At 62.4% G+C, this 17352-nt stretch carries 12 protein-coding genes and 2 pseudogenes; 7 read left to right on the top strand and 7 right to left on the bottom strand.

Going from position 1 to position 17352, the window contains the following annotated elements; all coding sequences use genetic code 11:
- Window positions 1–17: 17 nt before the first annotated feature.
- Complete coding sequence (locus ABD719_RS14100) at window positions 18–356, bottom strand: hypothetical protein (protein ID WP_344694010.1); 339 nt, start codon at window positions 354–356, stop codon at window positions 18–20.
- Window positions 357–530: 174 nt separating this feature from the next.
- Here ABD719_RS14100 and ABD719_RS14095 point away from each other — a divergent pair, with 174 nt between their 5' ends.
- Together ABD719_RS14095 and rsgA are read left to right on the top strand one after the other, a co-directional pair.
- Window positions 531–851, top strand: a complete 321-nt coding sequence (locus tag ABD719_RS14095; RefSeq protein WP_344694009.1) for a hypothetical protein — start codon at window positions 531–533, stop codon at window positions 849–851.
- Window positions 852–1160: 309 nt separating this feature from the next.
- On the top strand, window positions 1161–2195 hold the full coding sequence (gene rsgA, locus ABD719_RS14090; RefSeq protein WP_344694039.1) for a ribosome small subunit-dependent GTPase A: 1035 nt from the start codon (window positions 1161–1163) through the stop codon (window positions 2193–2195).
- Between the two features lie 373 nt (window positions 2196–2568).
- Here rsgA and ABD719_RS14085 read toward each other — a convergent pair.
- Together ABD719_RS14085 and ABD719_RS14080 are read right to left on the bottom strand one after the other, a co-directional pair.
- Window positions 2569–3573 (bottom strand): annotated as a pseudogene (locus ABD719_RS14085) (IS630 family transposase).
- Between the two features lie 190 nt (window positions 3574–3763).
- Window positions 3764–4543, bottom strand: a complete 780-nt coding sequence (locus tag ABD719_RS14080; RefSeq protein ID WP_344694008.1) for an SDR family oxidoreductase — start codon at window positions 4541–4543, stop codon at window positions 3764–3766.
- 311 nt (window positions 4544–4854) lie between these two features.
- Here ABD719_RS14080 and ABD719_RS14075 point away from each other — a divergent pair, with 311 nt between their 5' ends.
- Window positions 4855–6402 (top strand): alkaline phosphatase D family protein, encoded by a 1548-nt coding sequence (locus ABD719_RS14075; RefSeq protein WP_344694007.1) that lies wholly within the window; start codon window positions 4855–4857, stop codon window positions 6400–6402.
- Between the two features lie 97 nt (window positions 6403–6499).
- Entirely contained in the window at window positions 6500–7039 is a 540-nt protein-coding gene (locus tag ABD719_RS14070; protein ID WP_344694006.1) for a PEPxxWA-CTERM sorting domain-containing protein, read from the top strand.
- On the opposite strand, the gene ABD719_RS14065 is transcribed toward ABD719_RS14070, so the two are convergent.
- Both ABD719_RS14065 and ABD719_RS14060 read right to left on the bottom strand, forming a co-directional pair.
- Complete coding sequence (locus tag ABD719_RS14065; RefSeq protein WP_344694005.1) at window positions 7036–8415, bottom strand: phenylacetate--CoA ligase family protein; 1380 nt, start codon at window positions 8413–8415, stop codon at window positions 7036–7038. The genes ABD719_RS14070 and ABD719_RS14065 overlap by 4 nt on opposite strands.
- Before the next feature lie 594 nt (window positions 8416–9009).
- Window positions 9010–9600, bottom strand: coding sequence for a TetR/AcrR family transcriptional regulator (locus ABD719_RS14060; RefSeq protein WP_344694003.1), 591 nt, complete (start codon window positions 9598–9600; stop codon window positions 9010–9012).
- A gap of 118 nt (window positions 9601–9718) precedes the next feature.
- On the opposite strand from ABD719_RS14060, the gene ABD719_RS14055 reads away from it, so the two are divergent.
- Window positions 9719–10939, top strand: coding sequence for an MFS transporter (locus ABD719_RS14055; RefSeq protein ID WP_344694002.1), 1221 nt, complete (start codon window positions 9719–9721; stop codon window positions 10937–10939).
- A 341-nt stretch (window positions 10940–11280) separates the two neighbouring features.
- Here ABD719_RS14055 and ABD719_RS14050 read toward each other — a convergent pair.
- Window positions 11281–12143: pseudogene (locus ABD719_RS14050) on the bottom strand (IS5 family transposase).
- A 491-nt stretch (window positions 12144–12634) separates the two neighbouring features.
- Here ABD719_RS14050 and ABD719_RS14045 point away from each other — a divergent pair.
- Both ABD719_RS14045 and ABD719_RS14040 read left to right on the top strand, forming a co-directional pair.
- Window positions 12635–15307 carry a TonB-dependent receptor gene (locus ABD719_RS14045; protein ID WP_344694001.1) on the top strand — a complete coding sequence of 891 codons (2673 nt, stop codon included), beginning with the start codon at window positions 12635–12637 and terminating at the stop codon, window positions 15305–15307.
- A complete protein-coding gene (locus ABD719_RS14040) occupies window positions 15307–16398 on the top strand; it encodes a Ca2+-dependent phosphoinositide-specific phospholipase C (RefSeq protein WP_344694000.1) in 1092 nt (363 codons plus the stop codon). Before ABD719_RS14045 ends, ABD719_RS14040 begins: the two co-directional genes overlap by 1 nt.
- A gap of 151 nt (window positions 16399–16549) precedes the next feature.
- Here ABD719_RS14040 and ABD719_RS14035 read toward each other — a convergent pair whose 3' ends face one another.
- Complete coding sequence (locus tag ABD719_RS14035; RefSeq protein ID WP_344693999.1) at window positions 16550–17182, bottom strand: tyrosine-type recombinase/integrase; 633 nt, start codon at window positions 17180–17182, stop codon at window positions 16550–16552.
- Window positions 17183–17352: the final 170 nt, after the last annotated feature.

Here is a 17352-nt window from a genome sequence, read left to right as displayed (position 1 = left end):
CATGGTTCATGGACCGGTCAGCGCTGCTTCTTAGTGATGGTCGCGGTGAAATCGGGGTCCTTCTTCGCTACCCAGTCGACGAATTTGCGGATGGCGGGGTTGGCCAGCAGTCCCTCCGCATCCATCCCGTGCCGCTCCAGTTCGGAATTGGTGAAGTTGGCCGTCACCGTCTGCTGGCAGATCGGATGCATGGGTACGACATCGCGTCCGCCCCGGCTCTTGGGAACGGGATGGTGCCAGACAATCGTCTTGCCGGTGGGCCGGCCACAGAGCCAGCACGGCGCAGGCGCCGGCGCGACCTCGTCTTCGACAGGCGGGGCATCGGTCAATCCGTGCTTGGAATGTTTGCGCGCCATATGTCTGTCCGAACTCCGTCATCTCGTGGTGCCACTGCCGACGCCGCTCTCTCGAGCCCGTCATTAACATCGATCGGGCGGATATCATGCGCCTGAGCCTGCGGGTACCGGGATTGCCGTACTACATCGACGCGACCGGATGGCCCGGGGCGATCCGCGTGCTACGGCACCCGTATGTCAAAGTCCCGAAACAGCAATGGCACCGTCGAGGTCGACGGTCAGAAATACGACTGGCAACTCCAGCGCGAGCCGCAATGGTCCGATGACGACGGCTGGAAAGGCATGATCGTGTCGCTGCTGCAAAAGAATACCAAGCGCGAGGCGCTGCTGGAGTTTCCTCCCCCCAAACGCCTGTTGAAGGGGTTGCAACGTGGGCGTCTGCAACTCGACGACGCGACCGTCTCACGAGGTGTCCGGGCAGCGCTGGGGGCGGGGTGGGAGCCGATGTCGCGCGGAAAGCCGATGATCTTTTCGGTGGATGCAGAGGCGAACTGATTCCGCTGCGGGCAGCCACGATCCTGTCTTACGGCTCGATCGATATGGCCCGACCCTAGTCGCGACCGACGGATCGGTGTAGCCGGAAAGAAGGTTTCAAGGGTGAGCGCCTTGCTCGACCCCCAACCCCGGACCCGGAGCGACCACCATTCCACGCAAACCGAACTACGACTTCGAACGGCGCGAGCGCGAAAGGCTCAAGGCGGTGGAGTCCGCAAAGAAGGCGCAAGCCAAGCTGGACAAGCGCACAGGGGGGCAGGGAACGACCGAACCCGACCTGTCGGACGAATCCTAGATTTCGGCGTGACGATGGGGACGCCCCACCCCGTTTTGGCACAGCTAGGCTGGACATCCTTCTTCAGCGGGCAGGTTTCGGCCGAACAAGGCGCGACCTGCCTGCCGGTTCGCGTATTGTCGGTTCACCGCGGCAGGGTGACCGTTCTGGGCGAGGAAGGCGAGGAATCGATCTCGTCCAGAATGCCCGCGCAAGGGGCGGCGGAAGATCGACCCACCGTCGGCGACTGGTTGCTGATCGACCCGACCACCCGGGGCATCCTGCGCATCCTCACCCGCACGAGCCTGTTCAAGAGGCCCACCCCCGGTGACGATCGCCGGGTGCAGCTTATCGCCGCGAACGTCGACACGCTCTTCGTGGTCGCATCCTGTAACCAGGACTTCAACATTGCCCGGATCGAACGCTACCTCGTCTTGACGCGCGAGGTAGGCGCCCGTCCGGTGGTGGTGCTCACCAAAGCCGACCTGTCGCCGACGCCGGATCATCTGGTGGCTGCGGCGCGCGCGCTGCAGGCGGGATTGCAGGTGGAACTGGTCGATGGGCGGGATCCGGCAAGTGTCGCCCGGCTAGCCTCGTATTGCGGCTTTGGCGAGACGGTGGCGCTGGTGGGGTCGTCCGGCGTCGGGAAGTCGACGCTGGTAAACACGCTGAGGGGATCGGACGGCATCCAGACACAGTCGATCCGCGAGGACGACGGGAAAGGCCGGCATACGACGACCGTTCGCGAGATGCATCGCCTGACCGATGATGCGGGTGGGGGTGGTTGGCTGGTGGATACGCCCGGCATGCGCGAACTTCAGATGTCCGAAGTGGCTACCGGCGTGACCGAGGTGTTCGACGACGTCACGGCCGTCACGCTCGAATGCCGCTTCACCAATTGCACCCATGGCGATGAGCCGGGCTGTGCCATCCGCGCCGCGATCGCAGCGGGTGACCTAGATCCGGCGCGCGTCGAACGATGGGACAAGCTTGCCCGGGAGGATGTCGCCAATAGCGGTGTCGTCGCAGTCCGCCGCGCCCGTCTTCAGAAAGGCGGCGGCAGACGATGACGATCGGACATCTCAATGGAGGTATAGCGGTCGTCGATTTCCGAGTGTCGGTTCGCATCGGCGTATGAGAGCGGTCGAAAGACGGAGTGGCTAGCGGTCGAAGCCGTAGAGCGGAAAGGTGTAGGCCATCTATGTGTGGCGCGACCGCGAGACGTTCACATTTAGACCAGTGTCAAGTCATCGATAAGGCTGGCGTGGTGACCCTTACTGAAGGCGTTCTTCCAGCTAAAAAGTACGCGTTTCTGGGAATTTTGTGGGTTGCTTTGCCATCCAATTGTACACACGGCCTATATCGTCGCTACTTGCAATCAGTGTGCCGTTCCACCGTGCTTCGACCATAATGCGTCTCCAAAGTTGCTAGAGTCGGATGACATCAAGCTGACCCATATCCGGAGTTGACGAGGTAGTTGCGGCATTCTGCGGGGGAGAATGCATCGAGAAGCGTGCCGACGCGTCTCCATGTTGCCTCGTGGGATCGCTCGGCGGCCTTGCGCATGAGGTGCTTGAGCCCTTCGACAAGCTCAGGAGGGCCTTGGCGAAAACCTGCTCGATCGGGTTCAGGTCCGGGCTGTAGGGCGGCAGGAGCAGCAGCCTGGCACCGACCGCATGGATGGCGTTGCGGATGGCGGGTTTCTTGTGGCTGGAGAGGTTGTCCATGATGACGACGTCGCCGGGCGACAGCGTCGGCACGAGGCACTGCTCGATATAGTCGGTGAAGCTTTGCGCGTTGACCGGCTGGTCCAGCACGCACGGCGCGTCGATCCGGTCGCAGCGCAGCGCCGCCAGGAACGTCATCGTGCGCCAGTGGCCGTAGGGCACCTTGGCATGGAGCCGCTGGCCGACCGGTGCCCAACCGCGCAAGGGGGCCATGTTCGTCTTCACCGCCTCGCTACCGATCATCCCCCGGATGATCGGCTTGACGCTCGTCTCATCGATGAAGACGAGACGCGCCGGATCAAGCCGGCCCTGGTATTTCTTCCACTGCGCCCGAAGCCGGGCGATCGCGGGACGGAGCTGTTCGGCGGGCAGCACGCTTTTTCTTGAAGCTCAGCCCCTCGGCATGGGCGAACCGCCAGACCTGAACATAGTCGACCTTCACGCCGCGGCCCGCCAACTCCGCTACCAGTCCACGCAAGGTGAAGTCGCGGGTCATCCGCTCCAGCAGCCAGTCACGTGTCGCGCCGGACAGGATGCTGGATCGACGACCACCCATCCGGCTCGGCGCGGCGCTGCCCGTATCGCGAAAGCGCCGCACCCATTTGATCGCCGAACTCGGCGCCACCCCGAAGCGTGAAGCGGCCGCGTGGCACGACATGCCATCGGCGGTTACCGCCCTGACCACCCGTTCCCGCAGGTCCATCGAATACGGCTTTGACATGCTGGCTGGCCTCCTTCGCCAGCCGGCACAGTGAATCAGATCGCCAGCCAAATGGGAACCTCAGCGATTCGAATCCACGTCATCACGCTCTAGATTCCGCAGGGCGCTGACGTTCACCGGCAAGCGCCACAGGACAGAACGCCGTGGTTCAGGCAGGAGCGGCGGCCGGCTAACCTGACTTGCATCACGGTTAATGCCGTCGGTTACCCTCTTCACGCTGCCGGGCGGCGCGCTCCGTCAGCGTCATCAATGTCTCGTCGAACCGACCCTCGCGTTCGGCCTGCCGCAGGAACTGCACCTCATCGACCAGGATTTCAGGCGGCGTCGGTTGCTGGGCGAATTGGGCGCTAACCGCATCGGCGAAGGCGTCGAGCGGCATGTAGCCCGGGCGGTTCGCCTGTCCCGGCGTGAGGTCGGTCTGCACACCCGGCGGCGCCAGCTCGATCACTTCGACTTTGTCCGCAAGCTGGGTTCGCAGCGAAACGGTATAGGAGTGGATCGCTGCCTTAGTCGCCGAGTAGGTCGGTGCCGCCACCAGCGGTACATAAGCCAGGCCTGAGGTGACCGTGACGATCGCGGCGTCGGGCTGGCCCGTCAGATGGTCGATCAGCGCGTTCGTCAGCCGGAAAGGACCCAGAATGTTGATCGCCAGCGTCGCTTCGGCATCAGTCAGGCTGCGCCGGCTCGTCAAATCCTCGAACTTCATGATGCCGGCGTTGTTGAACAGCACATTCAGTGACGGGAAGTCGGCCACGACTTTCTTGGCAAACACGTCGACTGCCGCGGCATCCTCGACGTCGAGGGTCATGGTGTGGATGCGATCACGTCCGCCCGCTGCCTGCCGAAGCGCCTCCTGTCGTCGTCCGGCGATGATGACGGTGTCGCCACGATCGTGAAAACGGTGGGCCAGTGCCTCACCAATGCCGCTTCCCCCGCCAGTCATCAGGATCGTGTTGCCGCTGGTCTTCATGGTCGATCGCTCCACGTCGGGACAAGGTCGTCGGCTTCAGAATGATTGCCGCACCGCATCGTTCAATCAACGCCCCGGCCAGCTCGACGAAAAGATGATCGCGCGACCGGTTACGGCAGAGCTGCAAGGCGCCTTGGGTGATCGAAATTGGGTCAGTCTTTAAAAACGAAGCAAAGGTCTGTTGATGGGAAATCTTATGAAAGACACTAGGCGAGAAACGCCACCTTCTCCAAAAGCAACCCGATCCACCGTCATGGCGGCTCTGCAGGAGGAAATCGGGTGACGAGGTGTCTGCTCATCGTGAAGCATAGATGATCTACCCTGATCGACGAGAGGTAACCGCAGCATTGATTGGCAGTGCTGCCTTGCTCGGCAGCCGTGGCTGCAGGCATGTGGGTGGGCGTGACCCTTTTACGCTAGGCGTGGCATCTGGTGAACCGCTGGCAAACGGCGTCGTCTTGTGGACCCGGCTGGCGCCCGCCCCGTTCGAACCCGGTGGCGGTATGCCGCCGGGCGCCGTGCCGGTCCGGTGGGAGATCGCCGAGGACGAGCGGTTTGGCATTATATTGCGTAGTGGAACGACAACAGCCGACCATCGCCACGGCTATGCCGTCCACATCGAGGTAGGCGGACTGCGGCCGGGCCGACATTATTTCTATCGCTTCCTCGTCGATGGGATTGCCAGTCCTGTCGGTCGCACACGGACAGCGCCGCTCATCATGCCTGACCGGCTGCGCGCCGTCTTTGCATCGTGCCAGCATTACGAGGCCGGCTATTTCTCAGCTCATCTCCACATCGCCGCCGACGATCCCGATCTGGTGCTGTTCCTCGGCGACTATATCTACGAAACTGATCCGACAGATGCAGGCATACGGATACACCGCAATCCGCAACCGACCGATCTGGACGGCTATCGCCTGCGCTACGCGACTTACAAACTTGATCCGTTGCTCCAAGCGGCACATCGGTCGGCACCCTGGATCGTAATCCCCGACGATCACGAGGTGGCGGACAATTACGGTGCCGACCGAGACGGACATGGCACCGACCCAGCGACATTCCTGCGGCGGCGCGCAGCGGCCTACCAGGCGTGGTATGAACACATGCCGGTGCGGGCAAGCGCTCAGCCATCCGGGTCGGTGGCCCGCCTTTACCGGTCGATCGAGTGGGGCGGGCTCGCGCGATTCCAATTGCTGGACGATCGTCAATATCGCGATCCGCCCGTCTGCCAGCCGAAGGACAGGCTGACCAACATCCCGCACTGGCTACGCCCCGATTGCGCCGCGCGTCGCGACACTGGAAGATCGATGCTTGGCCACACGCAGGAGGAATGGCTCGACGGCCAATTGGCGCAATCGCCCGCGCGCTGGAACATCCTCGCGCAGCAGACCCTCCTGCTGCCCTATTGCCGCTATGCCCCCGGTACGGCGCCCGAGCGGCCAGACCTGTTCAACCTCGACACCTGGTCAGGCTATCCTGCAGCGCGTGACCGGATCGTCCGCCGATGGCGCGATACGCGGACGTCCAATCCCGTGATCCTGAGCGGTGACGTCCACGCCTTCATCGCTGCTGACCATGCCGATCCGGATGATCCACGACGCATCATCGCTTCCGAATTTGTTGGCGGATCGGTGACTTCACCGAACCATGACCAGCGGCTGGCCGAGGCTGCCGGGCAGGAACCCGGCTTCCGCTTCGTGGATGGCAGCGCGCATGGCTATGGCCAGCTGGAATTGACGCCGGATAGATGCACGATCACCTATCGCGCCGTCACCGACGTACGCGCGCCTAACAGTGGCGTGCGTGATCTTGCCCGGTTCGTCATCGAGAACGGCCGCACCGGTTTGCAGCAGGTTTAAACCGCCTTCATTCCTGGCTATTGACACGAATGTTAACGCTCAGCTAACCACCTGGCCGATGGTTCGCGGGGATGGATCGTCTCCGGGGGAACTAACCATGAACCGTAACGCGCAATATCTTTATTTGGTGGCTGCAATGCTGGCCTTCGCGCCAGCAGCGGCAGACGCGGCGCTGGTCACGCGGACGACGACGACGACGACGCCGATCGCCATCAGCAACATCGCGACCACGATCAATTTTGCCGATCTGATCGATGCCGACCAACTGGTGTCGATCAGTGCCGGATCTGTAAATTCGTTTGAGGGTGGATCATTCTCGATTTCAGTCAATTATTCGAGTGGGTCGACCGTCCAGATTTTTTCGAACGTCTTCGCCCACAATGAACCCTACAGGCTGACCTCTGTCCCGACTATCACGTTTACCCCCGGGACCGTAACCGGCCTGACGTTCCAGACATTCATCGATCGTGTACCCGTTCCCCCGACAGGAACGCTGCCGACCGGAACCGTCTTTACTTTCCGCACCGTTACCGCAGTGCCGGAGCCGGTGACTTGGACGGCGATGGTTGTCGGCTTCGGTCTCATCGGCTCCACGCTGCGTGTCCGTCGCCGCAGGTCAGCCGTCGTCGCAGTCTAATCGATCAGGTCGGAGCGGAACTCGGCATATTTGCCGGAGGCTTCGCGGCGGATTTCGTCGACATAGCTCAGGGTGATCTCGAACGGGTGCCCCATGCCGCCGGTCGCGATGGCCTTGATGCGGCTCTCTTCCTCAGCGGTTAGCGGACGACTGACGACCAGTTTGATCTCGATGTCGTGGACGCTTCGCTGGATCACCTGATGCTGGCGGATGGCGCGGATCGCGACAAGTGCGTTGTGCCCGTAATAGGGATAGCGCCTGCCGCCATTAGGCAATGTCAGCATGTCACGTGCTCGCCCGACGATCCGCGCGATCACCGGCAGCGTTCGGCCACACGGGCACGGCCCGCCAACCTCCGCCAGATCGCCGATCTCGTACCGCAGGAGCGGCATAGCGAAATTATGGAGCGGCGTCACGACGACCCGTCCGATCATGCCCGGCATGCAAGGTTGCCCATCGTCGTCGAGAACCTCGATGAGAGCGTTCTCCTGTTGCAGATGATAGGCACCGTGTTCGGGACATTGCAGAGCCAGCGCGCCCGCCTCGGCACAGCTATACACATCGGTGATGCCGACCCCGAGCAGTTCCCGGGTCAGCGCGCGCGTTTCCGGTGACAGGACCTCGCGGACGGTGCGCACCCCCTTCAGGCCCGGCAACGACAGTCCATTTGCCCGGCAATGCCGCAGCAGTTCGATCAACACGGAGGGGTAGGCGGTCAGATAGGCGGGGGCTTCCGCCTGAACCGCCGCCACCTGATCCTCCACCGTCGAGCGATAATCCAGGATGGCGGACAGGCCGGTTGGATAGACGGTCGCGACGGGGCCGCCCCAGTCGGGTAGCCGACGGAGATGGACCTTGCCGCTGAAATCCCGCCTCGTCTCGTCGCGCCGGATGCCGATCGACCGCCCTTGGAGGTCGCGCTGGTGCCACATCTCTTCGCGCAGCTCGAAGCTCTGGAGATAGAGCTGGTGCAACCCCGTGTGCCTGATCCGCACGGACAGACCGCTGGTGCCCGAGGTGGTGAGGTCTCCGATCTCCCCGTGCGACGCCGGAACCGAGGTCGCGAAGAGGGTTTCGCCCGCATCCTGCACCGCGCGACGGGTCAGAACCGGCACCTGTTGCCACGTGGCATTCGTGATTGGCTCGCCCGGACGGATGCCCACGCGACGCAGCGACAGGCCATAATAGGGAACATGCCGATCGATGTGCGCAACCAGCGTAGCGATCTGCTCGAACTGCCGCATCTGTAGCACGTCAGCGGCAGAAAACTGGCTGTCCCCCAGCTGCTGCTGGACCGCCAGGAGCACCGCCGCCTGTGTGCGGGGGACGGACGGGAAGACCGCACCCTCGAACATCGGGTGGGGCAGCGGCATCATGGTGGGCATAACCTTGTCAACAACCCAAAATGAGGATGGTGGATCAATATCGAAGCGTGGTCTTCGATATTGGTACAAAGAAAATTGCAAATCCCCTAAAAATTGTGCTGGCTGGTGAATGCACGATTCGGGCCGACTGCCTACCTACCGGCCGCGCACTTTCGTTCGCCACTTACGACACCTGTAACTTTGGTAGCTTTGAGACACACCGCGAAACCTCTTCGCAGCCATACTCTTCGGAGGAGCAAGCCCGATTTGGACTCCTATTGGTTCCGCCCAATGCGGTCAGAATGCGGAGATGAACGGACGTCAGATGTTGAGGAGCAGGGAGGGAATCTCGAATGTCCGGGTTTGAATCTTTTCGCATATGCTCGGCGACTAAAATACGCATGATAAATTTCAGCCGCTCCCAGCACCTGTCGTTTTCCCAAAGCTTGTCATTTTACAAGACTCGCGGCTTTCAATTTTCCATATTTTACTTGCTGTTTTGGAAAATAGCATTCTAAAATAGGAATACGATACCGATCGGTAGGGGAGTTTTTTCATAGGTCACTTCCAATTGAGGAATACGCCTCTACAAGAACTTTGTATTCATCAAAGAATTGAGCGGCAAAGTAATGCCTCGGCCGCTGTGTTTGCGACGGCAAGGAGTCTTGCCTCGTCCCACCCCTCTCTCGCTGCGGCCGACAGGCCGAGCATTGTCGTGGCGACGCAATCCGCAATAAGCCCCGGCGTCACGATATCAGCCTCTTCGAGAAACATCCGCACTTTATCGCGGTTTGCTTCCGCGAGTTGTCCGGCTGCAATACCCCAATCCGTTGTCACAGCCTTGGCGTGTTCGAGGATCAGACAGCCGGGGCGATGGCGATGGGCGGCATAAGCATGCGCGGCAGCGCGCAGCACGTCGCCAAGCGCCGCCATTGGCGCTGCACCTGGCGTGAGAAAGCGATCCAGCGGCACAACGGTAGCTGAGTAGAGCCGCAGCGTCTCTTTGAAGAACGCGGCCTTGCTGCCGAACGCTGCATAAAAGCTCGGCGGGGTAATCCCGATCGCCTCGGTCAGCGCGGCCACGCTGACGTTCTCATAGCCATGCTCGTGAAACAGATGCTGCCCGGCTTCGATCGCAGTCTCAAGCGCGAACCCACGGGGGCGCCCCCGTTGTCGCTTATTTACGTTAACATCCATTACAGAATCCGCTTGCCTCTGAGAGTGGCATTTGTATAGCGGTTATTAAAGGAAATAGCCATGTCTCAGGATCGTCACGGCGTAGAGGCGGGCATTACATCGACGAACAAGGACACCCATGCCGCCTTCCTCCAACAAAATCCGCGTCCAAGCGGGCTCAGCGGCTCGCGCCACACTCCCGATCGCGGCCCTTGCCGGACTCGCCGCCAGTGGCTTCCTGTGCATCGTCACCGAGACGCTGCCCGCTGGCCTACTCCCGCAGATCGCGTCCGGCCTGCGAATCTCCGAGGCGATCGCGGGACAACTCGTTGCCGTCTATGCGCTTGGGTCCTTGCTCGCAGCGATCCCGCTCACGAGCCTGACCCAAGGCTTTCGCAGACGACCGGTACTGCTTGCCACCATCATCTGCTTCGTTGTGGGCAACACGCTGACCGCTTGGGCCGGATCGATCACGGTCGTGCTGGTCGCGCGGTTCGTCGCCGGGTGCGCGGCGGGTCTCGCTTGGGGAATCCTTGCGGGTTACGCGCGCAGCATCGTGCGTGCCGATCAGACCGGCCCGGCAATGGCCCTCGCCATGGTCGGCGTGCCGCTGGCGCTTTCACTGGGTGTTCCCATAGGCACCTTCCTGGGCGGTTTGGTCGGGTGGCGCGGATCGTTCCTGATCCTCTCGGCGCTGAGTGTCGTGCTGATCGGCTGGATTATCTTCAAGGTGCCCGATGCCCCCGGGCGGACGGGTGACGATCGTCCTTCGCTGCGCCGCGTCGTCGCAACACCGGGTATCATGCCGATCCTGCTCGTCATCCTTGCTTGGATGACGGGCCACAACATCCTCTACACCTACATCGCGCCGTTCGCGACCGCCGCGTCCGTGCGGGTCGATCTCGTCCTGCTGGCGTTCGGCATCAGTTCGCTCGTCGGCATCTGGATCGTCGGGCGACTGGTCGATCGGATGCTGCGCGTGCTGGTACTGCTCGCGATCGGATCCTTTGCGGCCGTTGCTGTTCTTCTGACGTTTGCCGGTGGGCAGGGCCTTGCCGTCTATGCGGCAGCCATCGTCTGGGGCCTTGGCTTCGGTGGTGCCGGGGCGATGATGCAGACGGCGTCGGCGGACGCAGCGGGGGACGGCGTAGATCTGGCGCAGGCGATGGTGACCACGGCCTGGAACTTGGCGATCGCGGTGGGCGGGGCGCTGGGCGGGGTGCTCCTGACGACGGGAGGGACCACGCTGCTGCCGCCCGCTGTCGTCGGGCTGACCCTGATCGCCTTCCTTATCGCACTGGCCGCACGCCGTTTCGCCTTTGCGCCGGGTCACCGCTCAACGTCGGCCAGCCAACCCTAAATACTCTCAGAATACCGTCCCCATTGGGAAAGCCGGTTCGAACTCAATCTGATGGTACAGCCGAACGCCGGTCACGTGATGCTTGCTGTGGGGCAGGTTGAGCCAAGCGTAGCCCACAGTTGCTACCATGTCGCATTTGGCCCGGCGTGGGTCTGGTCCTCACGGGTCTGGAATATGGTCGGGCACCTCAACGTGCCATGGCTCGACGGGGGCAGGGGCAGATATCGACTATAGTACAATAGTTATCACCGCGTCCCGACGGTTCAGCTTGGGTGAGATTGTGACCGCTAGACGCAGGTTGTCAGACGAGACCCGCGCTTGCCGCCGGCAGCTAGAGGCTGTTATGAACCTGCGGCGATGGCGATGGCCTGCTTCATCATGAGGCAGGCGAAGGCAACGACGTGAAGTCCGGCAAGTGTTTCGGCATAGCGTTCGTAATCTTTGACGAGGCGTCGGAAGCGGGTTGCCCATGCGAAGGACCGCTCGACGACCCAGCGTCGTGGCAGGAGGATGAAACCACGTTTGGCTTCAGGCAGTTTGACGACCTTGAGGGCGATACCGTGTCTGGCAGCGGCATTGGCGGCGCGCTCGCCGGTATAGCCCTGATCGACCCAGGCCAGTTCGATGGTGACGTCGGTGACGGCCTGCACGGTACGCGCGAGGCGCTCCACCTCGCTGCGATCCTCCGCGCTGGCCGGCGTGACATGGAGCGCCAGCAGATGGCCCAGCGTATCGACAGCCATGTGGATCTTCGAGCCCTTCTTGCGCTTGCCCCCGTCATAGCCGGCGCGCTCGCCGCTCTCGGGCGTGAACCGCAGCGTCCGGCTATCGATGATCGCAGCAGTCGGCTCGGCCTTGCGCCCCGCCGCCAGCCGCAGCACCGCGCACAGATCATCGACCAGCGCCTCGAAGCAGCCCGCTGCCAGCCATCGCTGCGTCTGCTGGTAGACCGCCCCCTCCGTAGCCATTCCAACGATACTACGCATCGCCGGAACCTTGGGCTACTTCGCCCACGGCGGCAGGTCGTTGGGCATCCACCGCCATGGCGCCCCGTCTTCACGATGTAACGCAGGCCGTTAAACACCTCGCGCAGGTCGTGCTCCCGCTGGCCGGCATCTTCACGCTGCAACAGCAGGTACGGCGCGACCAGCGACCATTCCTCGCTACTGACGTCAGACGGATACGGCTTGCGGCAAATGTTCATCCAAGGACGGATGAATCAGACGCACTCCCAAGTCCATAACAGCCTCTAGCGCTATGTATGTAGACGTCCGAGGCGCGTATCGCCGAAAGCACAAAATTTACGTCGTCAGGATCAAAAGCCGGATGTCCTAACACCGCGAAGTTATGGCAACCCTAATGTCCGTTTTCACGACGTGAAACATGCTAGCTGGACTAAATTTGATATTGGTAGCCCCACTATCAGCGTGGGCATGCGGATGATCGCGGATCAGATGCAGGACGACACTTACACGATAGCAGGCAAATCGTTCGACATCTCTGCCGGTGCACGGAGTGTACGCGACGGGTAGGCCGGTCTGCCGGCTCGAGCGATACCGAAGCAGTGACGTTTCGATGCAACACCAGTGACAGGTATGCGTAACGATATCGCAATAGATTGTACGCCGAACTGCCACGGCTCCTTCCTAGAGCCCCCGATCATAAGAACCAAACGGTGTTCGAAGGGGTTACGACATGCTGAAACATACGCGCCTGATCCGGGCCACGCTGCCGCTCACGCTCATCGCAGTTGGCCTAGCGCCATCCGCCCACGCCCAGACGGTGTCCAATGCGGCCCCCGCCGACCCGGCAACCGGCACCGCCAGCGATATTGCCGCTGAAGGCACCGACGACATCGTCGTCACAGGGTCCTACGCACAAAGCCTGGCCGCCGCGACGCAGACCAAGCGTCAGGCCGGTTTTGGTGTCGACGCGATCAACGCGACCGACATCGGCAAATTTCCCGCCCAGAACGTCGCCGAGGCGCTTCAGCTCGTTCCCGGCGTCGCCATCACCCGCCCCCGCGGCGAGGGCCTGTACGTCAGCGTCCGCGGGCTCGGGCCGCAGTTTCAAAGTACGCTGCTCAATGGCCGACCGGTCGCGATCAACGACCTCATCGAGAATGGCGGCGCGAATGGGCGTCAGTTCCGCTTCGAGATGCTGCCGGCCGAGTTCGTGTCGCAGATCGACGTCGTGAAGACGCCGACCTCGGACATGACCGAAGGGGCGCTGGGTGGCAATATCGACGTCCGCACGTTCCGCCCGCTCGACGTCGGCACCAAAACTACGCTGAACCTGCGCGGCACCTATACGACGCTGGCCGACAAGGTGAAGCCCAACGCCACCGTGCTGACCAGCGGGACGAATGCCGACGCCACGTTCGGTATCCTCGCCGCCGCGCAATATTGGGGCAAGGCGGTGCGGAATGACCGGTCCTACAACACCGGCTGGTACCTCGATAAGTTCGTCTCCGCGCTCGGGACGGGCTTCTACACGCCGGGCCGCACCCGCCCCACGGTGGAGACGGAGGATCGCAAGCGCCTGTCGGGCATGATCTCGGCGCAGTGGCGGCCAAGCCTGGAACTGGAGACGACGCTGGACGTGCTCGCGACCCGGCTTGACGTAGCGTATGACGAATATGGTTTCGACATCTATCCCGACGATGCCAGCGTCGCGGGACACCGGCCGGTGCTCATGCCCGGATCGGTCAAGCTCGACGGCAGCACGGTTGTCGCCGCGACGATCAACGACGTCCGGTTCATGGGCACGCGCGAATACAGCCTGAACCGGCACGACCTGATCACCGTCGGCCTCAAACAGGCGTGGAACCCGGAGGGGTGGCACATCGTCGCCAACGGCAACTGGTCCTATGCGCACAGCTTCCACCCCAGCTATGCCGAAGGTACCGTCCGCAGCCGCATCCAGTTCTTCGCGCCACTGACCTACGACTCCTCGGCTGGATACAAGGTCGCGCCGACGCTCTCCACGCCGGTCGACGTGCTGAACCCCGCCAACTACACGCTCTACCCGTTCAACATCGCGCCCAAGAACAGCAAGGATTGGGACACGTTCGGTCGGCTCGACATCGATCACGAGTTGGACGGGTTCATCACCAGACTGGCGGCAGGCGGCGAATATCATTGGCGCAAGCGCGACTATCGCCGGCGCGACTTCACCGTGAACCCGGCCGCCAACACCTCGCTGCTCGGGTTTGCGCCGAGCGGCTTCGAGCAGATGCCGTTCGACAACTTCCTGTCGGGCGTATCCGGCAACATCCCGCGCACCTGGCTCGTGCCGATTACCAGCGTGTTCTATGACAGGCTGTTCACCGCCGCGATCGCCAACAGCCCGCTGACACCGGGCGATCTGCGTGCCTCGTACGTCGTCAAGGAGGAGACGGCGGGCGGCTATGTCCGCGCCGATTATGCGTTCCCGGTCGGCGGCGTGGCAATCACCGGCAATGTCGGTGTACGCTACGTTCACACCGATCAGGTCGCGAGCGGAACCCTGACGACGGGTAGCGTCGCCACTCCGGCGAGTTTCCCCCAGACGTTCAGCAACTGGTTGCCGAGTTTCAATCTGCGCGCCGAGCTGACGCAGACCCTGCAGGCGCGCCTCGCCGCCAGCCGGGTCCTGACCCGACCCAACGTAACGCAGAGCGCGCCGCAGATCAGCGTCTCCACCGATCAGCCCACCGCCAGCGGCGGCAACCCCGCCTTGCAGCCGTTCCTCGCGACGCAGTTCGACGGCTCGCTCGAATGGTATTTCAACCGCAGCGCGTCGTTGACGGGGGCGGTGTTCTATAAGGCGATGGAAGACTACATTACGGCGCAGAACATTAACGTCGAGATTCCGGGCCGGGGGACGGTTCTGCTGAGCACACAGGTGAACGGCGGCAACGCCAAGGTCTACGGCGCAGAGGTGGCGTACAACCAGGTGTTCACCTTTCTGCCGGAGCCGTTCGACGGCCTCGGCTTCCAGGCGTCCTACACCCACACCTCGGTGCAGGCGAGCTACACGGCCGGCGCGCGGCCGATCCGGGATCAGCTGATCGGCCTGTCGAAGAACAGCTTCAATATGGTCGGTTTCTACGACAAGGGACCGCTATCCGCGCGGCTGTCGTACACGTGGCGCGACAAATACCTGACCGGCATCGGCAGCACGACGCAGGTGCCGACCTATCAGGATGCCTTCGGGTCGCTCGACGGCAATGTGTCGGTGCGCGTCACCGATCAGGTGATGGTCAGCGTGGAGGCGATCAACATCGCCAATGCCAATACCTACAGCTACAACGAGCGGGAGTTGCAGTTCGGCGAGATCAACAATTACGGACGGACCATCCTGTTCGGCGTGCGGGCGCAGTTCTGATGATCCGCGCGATCCTGCTCGCGGCCGTCGCGTCGGTTTCTACCGGAGCGGCCAGGCCACTGGCGATGAACGATATTCAGGTCGTCGGTTCGCACAACAGCTTCAAGGCACGGATCCCGGCGGCGGTGATGGCGAAGCTGCGTGTCGCAGAGCCAAAGCTGGCGGAGGGGCTGGACTACTATCACCTGCCGCTGTCGCGCCAACTCGACGCGGGCGTTCGCCAGATCGAGATCGACATCTTCGCCGATCCCGAGGGTGGCCGGTACACCTCGCCCAAGGGGGAAGCGTGGGCGAAGGCCGCGGGCGAAGTCACCGGGTTCGACCGCGCGGCGATGGCCAGGCCCGGTTTCAAGGTCTTCCACATTCCCGATGTCGATTACCTGAGCACGTGCGTGACGTTGATCCGCTGCCTGGGCGAGGTAGACCAGTGGTCCCGCGCGCATCCGCGGCATCTGCCGATCATGATCACGATCAACGCCGCCGACACGCCGTCGGGACGGGCGGGCATCACCGACCCGCTGCCGCTGGACGATACACGTTTGCTCGACGCGCTGGACGCGGAGATCCGGTCGGTGATGCCGGGTCGGCGGCTGATAACGCCGGACGACGTTCGTGGCGACTCGCACAGCTTGCGTGACGCGGTGCGGCAGCGGGGCTGGCCGACGCTGACGGCGGCGCGCGGCCGCATCTACATCGCGCTCGATGTGCGGGACGCGGTGTCGGAGGTCTATCGCAAAGGGCATCCCGCCTTGTCGGGGCGCGCTATGTTCGGCTGGTATCGGGAGGATCAGCCGGAGGCGGCGATCGAGATCGTTCAGGATCCCTTGACGGATGGCGAGACGATCCGTCGCTGGGTTCGGGAACGCCTGATCGTGCGCACCCGCACCGATGCCAACACCGTGGAGGCGCGCCGCCGCGATTTCGCCAAAGCGAGAGCCGCGATGGCCAGCGGGGCCCAGGCCGTAAGCACCGACTATTACCCAGGCGCGCCCGATCCCTTACGATCCGGCTTTGTCGTATCGTTGCCGGAGGGAGCGATGGCGCGCTGCAACCCGGTACGCGTCGCTGGAACGTGCAGCCTGAGACCTTGAGGCGGGGCTTCGGGGTGACTGCTTAGCGGGAGGAGGGCATGAAACCGGCCTATATGGGAAGGCCGGTTTCATGCCCCACAGCCGCGATGATGAACAAGCGTCCGGTTCTGGAAAGCTGGAGCGGTACGCTGAGTAACCGGTTGTGGGTCGGTCAGACCTCCGTTCGTTCGGCTAACTCCAAAGCGTCCTCCACATCGACGCCTAAGTAGCGAACGGTGCTATCGATTTTCGCGTGCCCAAGGAGAATTTGAACGGCGCGGAGATTACCGGTCGCTTTGTAGATAATTGAAGCTTTCGTTCGCCGGAGCGAGTGCGTTCCATAATCCTGCGGGGGTAGGCCGATGCCGATCACCCATTCCCGCACAAGACGGGCATATTGACGCGTGCTCATATGGGCCATGTAGTCATTGCGGCTCGGGAAGACGAAGTCGTTCAGCGTGCCACCGCGTCGTTCCAGCCACGCACGAATTGTTTTGCGAGCCGTATCCATAAGTTCGAACTGAACAGGACGCTTGGTCTTCTGCTGCATGATGATGGCGCGATCACGGACACGCCCACCCGAAACCAGATCACCGATGCGAACCTTTACCACATCACAACCGCGTAACTTGCTATCGATAGCAAGGTCGAACAGCGCTCGATCACGCAATCGCCGGTGTTGATCGAGCCAAAAGCGAATGGCCCAAACCTGTTGCTGCTTAAGCGCCCGCTTGGCACCAACCAGCCTGCCCTCGTTCCAAGGCCGAAGTTCATGAAAGGCTGGGTCCATCGTCGAGTGACCCATCGCTTATCTCCATTGCTCCGAGCCGGTGACAACAGCATAATCGGCCATAGTAAAGCCGCAGTTTAGAAACGTGGTAGATACTCTGTAATCCGGACACATTAACGATCGCCCGACATTGAGGACCGCAAGAGCGCTGCGCAGTGTCATTTTCTGGGTCGTCTCTCGGCGAG

The sequence above is a fragment of the Sphingomonas cynarae genome (assembly GCF_039537815.1).
Taxonomy (GTDB): domain Bacteria; phylum Pseudomonadota; class Alphaproteobacteria; order Sphingomonadales; family Sphingomonadaceae; genus Sphingomonas; species Sphingomonas cynarae.
Note: the sequence above shows the minus strand (reverse complement) of the source record. Positions and strands in the feature narration are given on the sequence as shown.